Source organism: Methylacidiphilum sp. Yel (assembly GCF_004421185.1).
In the GTDB taxonomy this organism is placed as follows: domain Bacteria; phylum Verrucomicrobiota; class Verrucomicrobiia; order Methylacidiphilales; family Methylacidiphilaceae; genus Methylacidiphilum.
This window is the reverse complement of the sequence record NZ_LXQB01000078.1, coordinates 11065-22842: the sequence shown is the minus strand read 5'-3', so window position 1 is coordinate 22842 and position 11778 is coordinate 11065. Positions and strand designations below refer to the sequence as shown.

General features: G+C 43.3%; 9 protein-coding genes and 1 pseudogene. All 10 read left to right on the top strand.

Annotated elements, in window-relative coordinates; all coding sequences use genetic code 11:
• Window positions 1-194 precede the first annotated feature (194 nt).
• The 10 genes and pseudogenes from A7Q09_RS09600 (at window position 195) to A7Q09_RS09560 (ending at window position 11746) form a co-directional block, all read left to right on the top strand.
• On the top strand, window positions 195-1682 hold the full coding sequence (locus tag A7Q09_RS09600; protein WP_134391231.1) for a UDP-N-acetylmuramoyl-L-alanyl-D-glutamate--2,6-diaminopimelate ligase: 1488 nt from the start codon (window positions 195-197) through the stop codon (window positions 1680-1682).
• Window positions 1683-1736: 54 nt separating this feature from the next.
• Window positions 1737-2368, top strand: a pseudogene (locus A7Q09_RS09595) (IS607 family transposase).
• On the top strand, window positions 2365-2601 hold the full coding sequence (locus tag A7Q09_RS10780) for a transposase (RefSeq protein ID WP_208526742.1): 237 nt from the start codon (window positions 2365-2367) through the stop codon (window positions 2599-2601). Before A7Q09_RS09595 ends, A7Q09_RS10780 begins: the two are co-directional and overlap by 4 nt.
• Before the next feature lie 415 nt (window positions 2602-3016).
• The gene (gene murF / locus A7Q09_RS09590) at window positions 3017-4396 is read left to right on the top strand and encodes a UDP-N-acetylmuramoyl-tripeptide--D-alanyl-D-alanine ligase (RefSeq protein WP_134391230.1); all 1380 of its coding nucleotides are present in this window, start codon (window positions 3017-3019) and stop codon (window positions 4394-4396) included.
• Window positions 4397-4406: 10 nt separating this feature from the next.
• Window positions 4407-5507, top strand: a complete 1101-nt coding sequence (mraY, locus tag A7Q09_RS09585; protein ID WP_134391229.1) for a phospho-N-acetylmuramoyl-pentapeptide-transferase — start codon at window positions 4407-4409, stop codon at window positions 5505-5507.
• Between the two features lie 47 nt (window positions 5508-5554).
• Window positions 5555-6247 carry a LysM domain-containing protein gene (locus A7Q09_RS09580; protein WP_134391228.1) on the top strand — a complete coding sequence of 231 codons (693 nt, stop codon included), beginning with the start codon at window positions 5555-5557 and terminating at the stop codon, window positions 6245-6247.
• Between the two features lie 15 nt (window positions 6248-6262).
• Window positions 6263-7444 carry an FtsW/RodA/SpoVE family cell cycle protein gene (locus A7Q09_RS09575; RefSeq protein WP_134391227.1) on the top strand — a complete coding sequence of 394 codons (1182 nt, stop codon included), beginning with the start codon at window positions 6263-6265 and terminating at the stop codon, window positions 7442-7444.
• A gap of 5 nt (window positions 7445-7449) precedes the next feature.
• The gene (gene murG, locus A7Q09_RS09570) at window positions 7450-8559 is read left to right on the top strand and encodes an undecaprenyldiphospho-muramoylpentapeptide beta-N-acetylglucosaminyltransferase (protein WP_134391226.1); all 1110 of its coding nucleotides are present in this window, start codon (window positions 7450-7452) and stop codon (window positions 8557-8559) included.
• Window positions 8535-10820 (top strand): UDP-N-acetylmuramate--L-alanine ligase, encoded by a 2286-nt coding sequence (gene murC / locus A7Q09_RS09565; protein WP_134391225.1) that lies wholly within the window; start codon window positions 8535-8537, stop codon window positions 10818-10820. Before murG ends, murC begins: the two co-directional genes overlap by 25 nt.
• Window positions 10817-11746 carry a D-alanine--D-alanine ligase gene (locus A7Q09_RS09560; RefSeq protein WP_134391224.1) on the top strand — a complete coding sequence of 310 codons (930 nt, stop codon included), beginning with the start codon at window positions 10817-10819 and terminating at the stop codon, window positions 11744-11746. Before murC ends, A7Q09_RS09560 begins: the two co-directional genes overlap by 4 nt.
• Window positions 11747-11778: the final 32 nt, after the last annotated feature.

Here is an 11778-nt window from a genome sequence, read left to right as displayed (position 1 = left end):
ATTTCAAAGATTAGCCCTGCATCTTGGCTGTATTATTGTTCTTCTTTTGAAAAGAAGAACAAAGGCAGTCTTTTACCATCTTCGGGGGATTGCAAGGGTCTTTTCTCAAGAAAAATAAAATGGAGTCTTCTTTAGCCTTGTTGCTTTTGAGTGGAAAAATACTTTATTGCCATTTATCGCACCTAGTTTAAATCATGAAGCTTTCAGATGTTTTGTCTGATTTGCAGCCTCTTGCAATTAAGGGATCAATCGATTGGGAAATAAACAATATAGTGTATGACTCGAGAAATGTCGTAGAAGGATCCCTTTTTTTTGCTTGGAAAGGACAAAAGACCGATGGACATCGTTATATTGAAGAGGCCATAGAAAGAGGCGCCCGGGGGGTCATTTGTTCTGAAGTGCCTGCTTGGCCAACATCAAAAGAAACGACCTTTATTCAGGTGAAGGATCCTAGAAGAGTACTAGGAAAAGTAGCGAGTGTTTTTTATGGGTATCCTTCCAGTCATTTGCCCGTTATTGGAATCACGGGGACTAATGGGAAAACGACAACTTCTTTTTTAATGAAGCATCTGTTAGCAACCCAAGGCTGGAAAACTGGGCTTATTGGTACGATCTACTATGATACGACAGTTGATCGAATCCCTGCAAGCCGTACTTCGCCTGAAGGAAGCGATTTGCAGCAGCTTCTTTTTCAAATGCTTAAGGCTAATTGCCAGGCTGCTGTCATGGAAGTTTCCAGTCATGCCCTTGAGCAGGGAAGAATTGAAGGCACGGAATTTCGGATTGGTATTTTTACTAATCTTACTCAAGATCATCTGGATTACCATCTGACCATGGAGGCTTACCGGCGGAGTAAAGAAAAGTTTCTTTCTTATATTCAGGCTGGGAAGGAGGGAGAGGGGGGAGTGGTTTTGAATATTGATGATCCGCAGTGGAGTGATCTTGCTGAAAAGTTAAAGGGCAGAGTAAATATGATAACTGTTAGTGCCCAAGGCAAACCAGCAGCCAAACTTAAAGCAAGATTCATCAAATATGACCGGTTGCTGACAGTTATTTTGGCAGAGTGGGAGGGGCGGTTGTATCAACTACACAGTCCTCTTTTAGGTCGATTCAACGTTGAAAACCTCTTGCTTTCCATTGGAGGAACACTTCTGTTAGGGATACCGTTAGAACCTACCCTAGGCGCCTTAGAATCTTTTCCTGGAGTTCCTGGTAGAATGGAAAGATTTTATGCTAAGGATGGGCTTTTGGCTGTTGTCGATTATGCCCACAGTGAAGATGCTTTACTGAAGGTAGTTTTGACGCTTCGGGAAATTCAGTCCTCTGGACAGATTATTCTTGTGGTTGGTTGCGGTGGTGATAGGGATAGAACCAAAAGACCAAAGATGGCTAAAGTAGCTGCTGATTATGCGGATTTGGTTATTTTTACATCTGATAATCCAAGAAGTGAATCACCAGAAAGAATCTTTGAGGACATGAAAAGAGGAGTTAATAGTTCTAAAAAGATCTATTGGATAGTGGATCGAAAGGAAGCGATCCGAAAAGCAATTCAGATAGCTAATCCAGGGGATATTGTATGTGTTGCAGGTAAAGGTCATGAAACCTATCAAGAGATTGGTGGGGTATTTTATCCTTTTGATGATAGGCTTGTGGTTAAAGAATGTTTGTCGTTAAGGGCTTGAACAGTTTCAATTTAAGTTCGCACTTTCTTGCGCAAAGATAGATGTTTTTTGAGGATGTCTTTCAAGCTAATCAGCATTCAAGAGGTCGCCGAGTTCCTGGTGGTCTCGCCGCAAACGCTGTTGCTCTGGGAGCTCGAGGGCAAGCTTCTTTTCGATGAACGCACGGCTGGGGGGGAAGCGTCGCTACGACCTTGCGCGACTTCGACCAGATCAATTCTATGCGCCGGAGGCGGTAGGTCGCACCATCGCCTTCGCCCGTCTGTCCAGCTTCGAGCAGAAAGATCAGCTGTAGCGGCAAAAGCAGCTGCTTGAACACAACTGCGCCCGGCAAGGTTGGACGTTCGAGTCATTGCCGACCTGGGTTCTGGCATGAACTACCATAAGAAAGGCTTAAAGCGGCTGCTGGATGCGATCATCGACGGGCAGGTTGGACGCCTGGTCCATCACCCACAAAGACCGGCTGATGGGCTTTGGTGCGGAACTGGAGTTCGTTAATTGCGAGGCCAACGGGGGTTGAGGTTGTGATCCTCAACCAGGGTGAGGAGACGACCTTTGAGGAAGATTTGGCCAAGGAGGTGCTGGAGCGCATCCCTGTGTTCAGCGCCCGGCTGCAGGATAGCCGCTCAGGCAAGACCCAGAAGCTGCTTTCTGGTGTCAAAAAAGCCCTAAAGGAATCCCAGCTATGATCGTTGCCCATAAAATCGCGCTAGACCCAAACCATAAGCAGGTCAACTACTTTGCCAAGGCGGGTGGCGGCATAGTGAGGAACCGGCATCTGGCCAGCTCCCTATCCGACGTGGGTTTCTTCGAATTAAGGCGGAAACTGGAATACAAGGCAAAGTTGGGTAGCGAGCTAGTGGTGGTGGCCGACCGCTGGTTTCCGTCCAGCAAGAGCTGTTCGACTGGTAGGGCGGTGTAGGAAAAAATGCCGCTGGCCGTCCGAGAGTGGTGATGTCCGGACTGTAGAACCCCTTCAGGACTGGGAGGTGAATGTGGTCAAAATTCTCCTAGCGTATGGATTGGGCGTCCTAATCGGCTCTACAGAGAAGGCCGGCTGAATGTGAAGCCTGTGGAGAGGAAGGCTCTGGCTCGGGTCGCAAGGCCCGAGAGAAACCAGCCTCGGTGAACCAGGAAGTCAGCTTCGAACCTGTGTTAATAGAAATGAGTAAGTCTGACGGAGCAAATGGTTAGGTGGCAGCCATGGAAAGGCGGATATACATTAAATTCTTGAAAGAGCATCAGCGTAGTTATACAAAAGGTTAAGGAACAACGAGGCGGCTATTTTTACTGCAACCACCATTCTAATTAGTTAGGGTTGTAGGGCCGAAATAAGAATGGAGCAGCTTTCAGTTGAACAAATTGCGGAATGGACTCAAGGGAGGGTCATTGGGGGAAAAGGATCGGTCATGGTTGGTTCAATCAGCACTGATTCTAGGACAGTCAAAGAAGGGGACTGTTTTGTGGCTTTGAAGGGAGAAAAATATGATGGGTTGGATTATGTAGCCTCGGCAGCTCAGAAAGGGGCTGTTGCTGCTATAGTGGATCGTGAGCTTCCTTTGTCTATGACTCTTTCGATTCCTGTTATTCGGGTAAAAAATACGCTAGAGGCATTGCAGCAATTGGCCTTCTTTTACAGAAAAAAACTACATGCTAAAATTATAGCCATTACGGGGAGCAATGGAAAGACTAGCACGAAAGAGATGATTTCCAGTGTATTACGCGTTAAATACAAAACCGTTTCTACTTCTGGAAATCTAAATAATCAAATAGGACTTCCTCTTTCTGTATTGCAAATGGATCATACAACTGAATATGGGGTCTTTGAACTGGGAACCAATCATTGTGGAGAAATAGCTTCTCTTAGTCGAATTGTTTCTCCTGATATAGCCATTATCACCAACATTGGCAGTGCGCATGTGGGCAATTTCGGTTCTGTGGAAGCGATTGGATGGGAAAAAACGGATCTGTTGACTTTTGTTTCTCCTAAGGGATTTTCGATTCTTATGGAGGATGACGAATGGTCCAAACGGTTAAGCGTTCGTAGTGCTGGACAAGTTGTTTGGGTAGGGAACCAAGAAAATTCACTGTGTTGGCTGGATCAGATTTGGTTGACTCTAAAGGGTATCCGTTGTGGAATTTCTCGTCATGGAGAAAGCTTTGAAGTCTCTCTTGCGACCATTTCCAGAGAGATGGCAAAAAATGCTCTCTTTGCTGCGGCTGTTGGTTTTTTGGCCTCTCTTTCCTCTGAAGAAATTGCTTTGGGGCTTGAAAAAACGGTTTTTCCTCTTGGTAGACTTACGGTGCATCCCATCAGAATGGGTTATCTAATTGATGACAGTTACAATGCTAATCTTCAGTCGACTATGAGCGCCTTAAGGGCTCTTTGTGAATTTCCTTTTGAATCAGAGAAAATTGCTCTACTAGGTTCCATGGGAGAGTTAGGAGAGCATGCAAACGCTCTCCATTACAAACTTGGGGTGTTTGCTGGTAGCTTGCCCCTTTCTTTTATTATTTTTATTGGACCCCATTGGAAAGAGATGCTGGAAGGAGTTAAGGATGCTGGTTTTCCGCTCAATGCCGTTTTGGGAACAGAGGATCAGGAAGCAGCTTATTATCAATTGCAAAAGCATTTGAACCGCAAGCTCACACTGCTTATTAAAGGATCGAGATTTTTAAAACTTGACAGGATCGTAGAAAAACTTCTTTCTGTTTAGCTTTAAAATCATGCTTTATTATCTTCATCTCTATTCTGCTCATCTTGGGATATTGAACGTTTTTAAGTACATCTCTTTTCGGGCTATGGGGGCGGCTATTACTGCTTTGGTTTTTTCTTGGTTATTGGGAAAGCCAATGATTCGGCTTTTAAAAAGATTAAAGGCTGGTCAGCCCATTCGAGGTAAAGAGGTGGTACGGGACCTTGCAGCCCTGCATGAGACCAAGTCCGGTACGCCTACGATGGGAGGACTACTCATATTGTTTGCAGTAAGCTTTAGCTGCCTGCTTTGGGTTATACCGCAAAACAAGTTTTTTTGGCTTACCCTTCTGAGTATGCTTTTTATGGGAGCGGTTGGTTTTCTCGATGATTTTAGAAAAGTGGTTCAAAAAAAACATTATGGTATTCCTGGTAAAGTCAAACTTGTTGCCCAAGGGTTAGTCGGAGCGATCGTAGGAGTGGTTCTCTTTTCTGATCCGGAAACATGTAAGCATGCCCAAAGGTTGACCATTCCCTTTTTAAAAGAGTTGAACGCTATTGATATTGGATGGCTAGCCATTCCTTTTTTTATTCTAGTTGTTATGGGAAGCTCCAATGCGGTAAATCTGACAGATGGATTAGATGGACTAGCAGCGGGCTGTTCTATTGGTGTGGCTTTTGTCTATGCCGTCTTTTCTTATGTGTCTGGAAGAGCGGATATGAGCAGCTATCTGCTTATTCCTTATGTCAAAGGAGTCGGAGAATTGACTATTTTTTGTTCAGCGCTCATTGGTGCTTGTATGGGTTTTCTTTGGTATAATTGCTATCCGGCGGCAGTGTTTATGGGGGATACAGGCTCTTTGGCTATAGGCAGTGCTCTAGGGGTAGTGGCGATCATAATCGGTCAAGAACTACTCCTTGTCATTGCGGGGGGAATATTTGTGATCGAAGCTCTTTCTGTTATTTTACAAGTGGCTTCCTATAAACTGACGGGCAAAAGGATTTTTGCGATGGCTCCTCTCCACCATCATTTTGAACTAAAAGGATGGAGTGAAACTGCCGTAACCATAAGATTTTGGATCCTCAGTTTGCTTTTTGGACTGCTTGCCTTATCAAGTCTAAAAATTAGATAAGATTTTGGGTCAAAATCGATATATAATGAGTTGGAATTTTAGAAAATATGGAAGAAAAAAAAAGCAAAGCGTCGAAGCCTTCTTTTGGCCTAAAAGTCATTGCTGTTTTGATTTTGGTTCTGGGAATTCATCTTTTAGTAATCGGTTCGGTGGCCGTCTATTATTTGCTTCATTCCAAAGGAAAAGTATTAAGTCAGCATACAGGAGGATCCCCGAATTTGAATTTTCAGCCCCCCTCTCAGCAAAAAATGCCATCGGAAAATCCGGAATCAGAACCTCAAAATTTGCAAGTCCAACAGCAGCCACAAGTTAGTTCGCCCACAAGGGAAATATCCGTTCATATAGTCAAGGAAGGGGAGAATCTTTTGAGCATTGCTAGGCATTATAAAGTCAGTGTTTATGAACTTAAAAAGTATAATCCCTCCCTAGGCGATACACTTGTCCCGGGTCAAAAAATAAGGATTCCCATGGCAGAAGAAGAAATGACTGAACAATCTATGCTTCTTAAAGAAGCTGATGGCAAAAGGATCTATGCCGTTCGACAGGGAGACAGCCTTTGGAAGATAGCGCGTAAGTTTCATCTTTCTGTGAAAGACATCGTGGATGCCAATGCAATCAAGGATCCTACAAAGTTAAAGATAGGACAGGAATTGGTCATTCCTAATCCAAAAGAAAAAGAAAAGGATAGTTCTTCTCCATCCCCTGGTTCCAGTTCCCTACAAAACTTACCACCACAATAGACTCTAGTTTTTCCGATGCAAGAATTGGATCTGTTTTACCAAAAAACAAAGAAAATCAATCAATTTTCTGGTTATTTGCTAGTCGCCATTGCTTTAACTTTACTCTCTATTGGGATTGTGGCCCTCTTTAGTGCTTCCGGGAAATTTGTATTGGAAAAAGAAAGTCAGATTTCTAGTTTAATGTTGCGCCAATTCCTTTGGATTGCTATTGGGCTCTTCAGCTGCTTGATTTTTAGCCTGATCGATTATCACAAACTCTTACAACTGTCCAGTTGGCTTTTGATCCTTGGCTTTTTTCTTCTCATTCTCTGTTTTGTTCCTGGAATCGGGCATAAAGTCCATGGTTCGTCCCGATGGATTTCAGTAGGTGGATTCAATGTAGAGCCTTCGGAATTTTCAAAAATTTTTATCTCCCTTTTTTTTACTCGCATCCTGTCGAATGCCAAAAAGAAAAGCCTTTTTTATATGTCTCCCTTTTTTACGGCTTTTGTGACGGTGGGACTTTTTGTTAGTCTGTTGATAATTTCTGGAGACCTTGGATCGAGTCTTCTCTACTTTATGGTTTTTGTCCTTTTTTTGTACTTGGGGGGGATTTCCTTGAAATGGATCCTTCCTATCTTAGGCTCGGGTATCCTTTTTGTTTTTATCGTTGCCTTGTTAATGCCTGAAAGAAGATCTAGACTTTTGGCTTTTTTGGCGATGGATCAAGATAAAGAAGGCAAGTCTTATCAGGTTTGGCAATCATTGATTGCTTTAGGTTCTGGGGGGATCAGCGGTCTTGGGTTAGGAAACAGTCGTCAGAAGATGTTTTATTTGCCAGAGTCGACTACCGATTTTATTTTTCCTATTATTGGTGAAGAACTGGGTCTTTGGGCGACCCTGCTTATCGTTGGGCTTTATCTAAGTTTTATTTTAACCGCTGGATGGATTTCTCTTTTTGCTCCGGATAAAGAGGGGTTGATGATTGGTACCAGTCTCACCTCCTTGATAGGCATGCAGACGCTAGCAAATTTAGGCGTAGTAACTGGCTTGCTTCCGAATAAAGGCTTTCCTTTACCCTTCATTAGTTATGGAGGATCGAATCTTGTTTTTTGCCTTATGTCCGTAGGCCTGCTATTGAACATACATCGACAAAGGCCTCCGGAATTTCGCATTAAAGTAGAAGAGAAAGGGGCGCAACGCTCTATCAATCTCTAAGGATTATGAAACCATTCCATATTCTCATTCCTTGCGGAGGAACAGGAGGTCATCTATTTCCGGGTATTGCGGTAGCCGAAAAACTAATAGAAAAGGGTCATCATCCTCTACTTATCCTATCAGACAAATCGGTCGATAGGGAAGTGATAAAAAACAAAAAAAATATTGCTTGGGACTCACTCCCTGTGGCAGGATGGCCAGGATTGTTTTCAAGTAAAATTATCTCTTTTTCTATAAAACTTTTTGATGGATATAAAAAGTGTCGGTCGATCTTTTCATCTTTTAAGCCTGATTTGATTTTGGCTTTTGGTGGTTTTATCAGTGCGTTGCCCCTTTTTATGGGAGCGAATAGAAAGTTGCCATTACTTATCCATGAGGCCAATGCTGTTCCAGGCCTTGTGACGCGGCTTTTCTCTAAACGTGCTGATTTCTTGCTCTTAGGGATGGAAGAATGTGAAGTTCCCCTGACTCCAAAGAAAAAAATATTCACAGGCATACCAATTCGCAAGGAGCTCTGTCGGCTATCCAGGAATGAAGCTTGCCAAAGAACGGGGCTTGAGCTAAGCCGTAAAACGTTATTTATTTTTGGAGGCAGTCAAGGGGCTAGTGGCATTAATCGTCTGATGCTTCAATTATTACCGCTATGGAGAGAGCAAAAAGAAACTATTCAATTTATACATCTGACTGGGCCAAACGACTATGAAGACTGTTTGAAAGCTTATAGCTCTTACGGGTATCGAGTCGTGGTGGAGCCCTTTTCGCATAGGATGAATCTTTATTATAGTTTAGCTGATTTGGTTATTAGTAGAGCTGGAGCAATGACTTTAACAGAGATCTGCGCCTTTGGTCTACCAAGCATCCTTATTCCTTATCCTTATGCGGCTCATGATCATCAGACCAAAAATGCGAGGGTTTTGGCAAAAGAAAAAGCGGCTTTTGTATTTGAAGAATCGAAAACGACGCCGCAGTCTTTAAAAGAGTCCATAGACTTAATCCTTCACAACAGCCAACTTGCCAAGGAGATGGGTGCAGCTGCTCATGCTCTCTTCAAGGCTGATGCAACTGATAAAATAGTGGAGATAATCGAACGATGTCTGCTAAAGAAAGAGAACTAGTTCAAAACATCCTCAAGAACAACCGCTCGAAGATTCATTTATTAGGAGTTTGTGGCAGCGGGATGGCTCCGCTGGCTCTCCTGTTACTTGCAAGAGGCTACAAAGTCAGTGGTTCAGACCACGAACCGACTGAAAAAGCCCAAAAACTAATAGCCCATGGATTGGAGTTTTATCCAACGCATGACCAATCTCAGGTAGTAGCTGCTGATCTAGTGTGCTATTCATCGGCAATACCCTTAGCCAACCCTGAATTGGAGGCTTGCCGAAAATTTGGCATACCCCTTGTCAAAAGGGCCTTTTTACTTTCTCTTTTGGCTGCAGAAAAAAAAGTCCTTCTTGTTAGTGGAATGCATGGAAAAAGTACGACCTCTGCCATGATTGCCTGGATCCTCCAGGAATGTGGGCTAAATCCTTCCTTTTATTTGGGAGCTGAACCGATTTCTCTTAGAGAGAGTGCGCGGTGGAGTCCTGGAGAGTATATGGTCATTGAAGGAGATGAAAGCGATGGCAGTTTTTTGTATTTCTCTCCGCATGCTCTGGTTGTTTTAAATATTGAGGAAGAGCATCTCAATTATTATGCAGATATTCATTCTATCGTTTTGACTTTTAGAGAAATGGTTGCCAGAACGACTGATACAGTGGTCTATAATCAGGATGACCCTCATTGCCAACTCATCGCAGAGTGGAAAAAACAGGGAGTCATCAATTATAGCTTAAGAGAAAGAGCAGCGGCATTTTGGATGAAGGCTTCAACAAGCACTTCAGGCTATCATTTCTATAAAGGGGAGGAATGGCTGTGTGAAATTTCCTTGGCGATTCCGGGTATTCAAAACGTGCAAAATGCTCTTGCTGCTCTATCGCTGACAACGACCCTTGGAATTTCGCCTTTGAGAGCAGCTCGTGCCCTTGGGAACTTCCCAGGAATAAGAAGAAGGTTTGAATTGAAATTTAAAGGCAACTATTTCGAACTCATCGATGATTATGCCCATCATCCGACAGAGATTAAAACGACGTTGAGTTCGGCAAAAGGACGTGGCAGAAGAACGGTTGCTCTATTCCAGCCTCATAGATATAGCCGAGCACAAAAGATGCAAAACCTTTTTTCAAAATCTTTTTTTCAAGCCGATGTCGTTGTGGTAACGGAAATCTTCTCTGCTGGAGAGACATCTAATGGGGTTGATGGAGCAGCAATAGCTAGAGCCATTAGAGAACAGGGTCATCCAGCGGTTTTTTTTGAACCGGATGAAAAGAGACTGATCCATAAAACAATCTCCATCTTGCAACCTGGAGACACCATAGTAACTATGGGGGCAGGAGATATTTATAAAACAGTGGAAAAATTAACCGAGTATCTGCGTATGATTGATCACCTTAAAAGTAAATTGTCGGCTGATGCAAAGCTTTTGATAAATGAACCATTAAGTAGGCATACGACTTTGAGGGTTGGAGGGCCTGCTGAAATCTGGGCAGAACCAGCAACCGAGTCTGATCTTGCCTTGCTTTTACGATTTGCCAAAGAACAGGCTTTGCCTGTGGTGTGGATTGGCAAGGGAACGAACCTTCTTGTTCGTGACGGTGGCATCAAAGGTCTTTGTATCCATTTAGCCCATCCCAATTTCTGTGAGATCCGTTTTGAAGATCATTTGATTTTTGCAGGATGCGGGGTCAAGTTGCGGACTATAGTCTATGAAGCTAAAAAGCATGGGCTTGGAGGCCTTTCCTTTATGGAAGGCATACCTGGTAGCTTAGGGGGTGCCTTAAGAATGAATGCAGGAGCTATGGGGGGATCGACCATGGATGTGGTCAGAAGAGTCCGCTTTATGGATATGGAAGGGAATATTGGAGAGATTGATCGGCAAGAACTGGAAGTTTTTTATCGAAAAGTCCCTTTTTTTGAGAATCACATTGCTCTTTCAGCTCAACTTGTGGCTAAGCCAATGGATAGCGAGACTATCGCAAGGGAATTAAAAGAGTTTTCAATGAAACGGGTGGAAAGTCAACCTGCAGGTTCTAGTGCAGGCTGTATTTTTAAAAATCCAAAAAGCATTCCAGCAGGAAAATTGATTGACGAACTAGGTTTAAAAAATAAGGCAGTAGGCAAAGCAAGGGTTTCGGAAGAACATGGGAATTTCATTATCAATGAGGGAGGGGCTACGGCAAAAGACATATTAGATCTTATTAGCTTGATTCAAAGGGAGGCTTTTGAAAAAAGGGGCATCGAGCTAGAAACAGAAGTCGTCATTTTGGGAGAAGAACAATGAAGCAAGGATTGCCTAGACATATAACTGTTTTGAAAGGAGGTCCCTCCGAAGAAAGACAGATTTCTCTTAAGACAGCTTCGGCAGTTGAAAGTGCGCTTTTTTCCTTGGGCTATGAGCTGACATCAGTCGACTTAATTAATGAAAAGTTCGAACTGCCTGAATCAACGGAGATCTGTTTTTTGTGTATTCATGGGACATTTGGAGAAGACGGACAAATACAAAGACTCTTAATGCGTCGAGGCATTCCGTTTACAGGTAGTGATGCTGCTTCCAGTGAGAAGGCTTTTGATAAGGTTTGGAGTAAGAAACTTTTTGTCCAGGGAGGTATTCCTACCCCACCTTTTTTTGTTGTGGGTGAAGAAAAAAAAGTTCCTTTTGGTCCTCCCTACGTCATCAAACCATCCAGGCAGGGTTCAAGCATTGGGGTAGAGTTCGTCTATGCTATGGAGGATTTTGAGGAAGCGGTCAGAAAATCAAAACAATTTGATCATGTCGTGATAGCTGAAACCCTTATCAAGGGAAGAGAATTGACGGTGGCAATTTTAGATAACCAAGCGCTTCCTATTGTGGAAATTAAACCCAAAAAGGGCTTTTATGACTACCAAAATAAGTATACTAAGGGAGCTTCAGAATACATTTGTCCGGCTTTGTTGACTAAGAGTCAAGGGGAGGCGGTGCAGAAAACAGCTCTGGATGCTTTTCATGTCCTGGGCTGCTCTATTTATGGAAGGGTCGATATCATTTTGTCAGAAGACGGGGTTCCTTGGGTTTTAGAAATAAATACCATCCCTGGAATGACTGAAACCAGTCTATTCCCAATGGCTGCAAAAGCAGCTGGGCTGAATTTTGCAGAGCTTTGTGAAAGGATTGTAGAACTTTCTTTCTTCAAATGGCGAGCCAGAGAGTCTTTTGGTGTTAGGATCTAAAAAGCGGTAGAGCGCAAATCTTTCCAAGGAGC

What these genes read in the sequence shown, in the direction of transcription:
- A7Q09_RS09600 (WP_134391231.1), top strand. Translation starts at nt 195, where the DNA reads ATGAAGCTTTCAGATGTTTTGTCTGATTTGCAGCCTCTTGCAATTAAG.
- A7Q09_RS10780 (WP_208526742.1), top strand. Translation starts at nt 2,365, where the DNA reads ATGATCGTTGCCCATAAAATCGCGCTAGACCCAAACCATAAGCAGGTC.
- murF (WP_134391230.1), top strand. Translation starts at nt 3,017, where the DNA reads ATGGAGCAGCTTTCAGTTGAACAAATTGCGGAATGGACTCAAGGGAGG.
- mraY (WP_134391229.1), top strand. Translation starts at nt 4,407, where the DNA reads ATGCTTTATTATCTTCATCTCTATTCTGCTCATCTTGGGATATTGAAC.
- A7Q09_RS09580 (WP_134391228.1), top strand. Translation starts at nt 5,555, where the DNA reads ATGGAAGAAAAAAAAAGCAAAGCGTCGAAGCCTTCTTTTGGCCTAAAA.
- A7Q09_RS09575 (WP_134391227.1), top strand. Translation starts at nt 6,263, where the DNA reads ATGCAAGAATTGGATCTGTTTTACCAAAAAACAAAGAAAATCAATCAA.
- murG (WP_134391226.1), top strand. Translation starts at nt 7,450, where the DNA reads ATGAAACCATTCCATATTCTCATTCCTTGCGGAGGAACAGGAGGTCAT.
- murC (WP_134391225.1), top strand. Translation starts at nt 8,535, where the DNA reads ATGTCTGCTAAAGAAAGAGAACTAGTTCAAAACATCCTCAAGAACAAC.
- A7Q09_RS09560 (WP_134391224.1), top strand. Translation starts at nt 10,817, where the DNA reads ATGAAGCAAGGATTGCCTAGACATATAACTGTTTTGAAAGGAGGTCCC.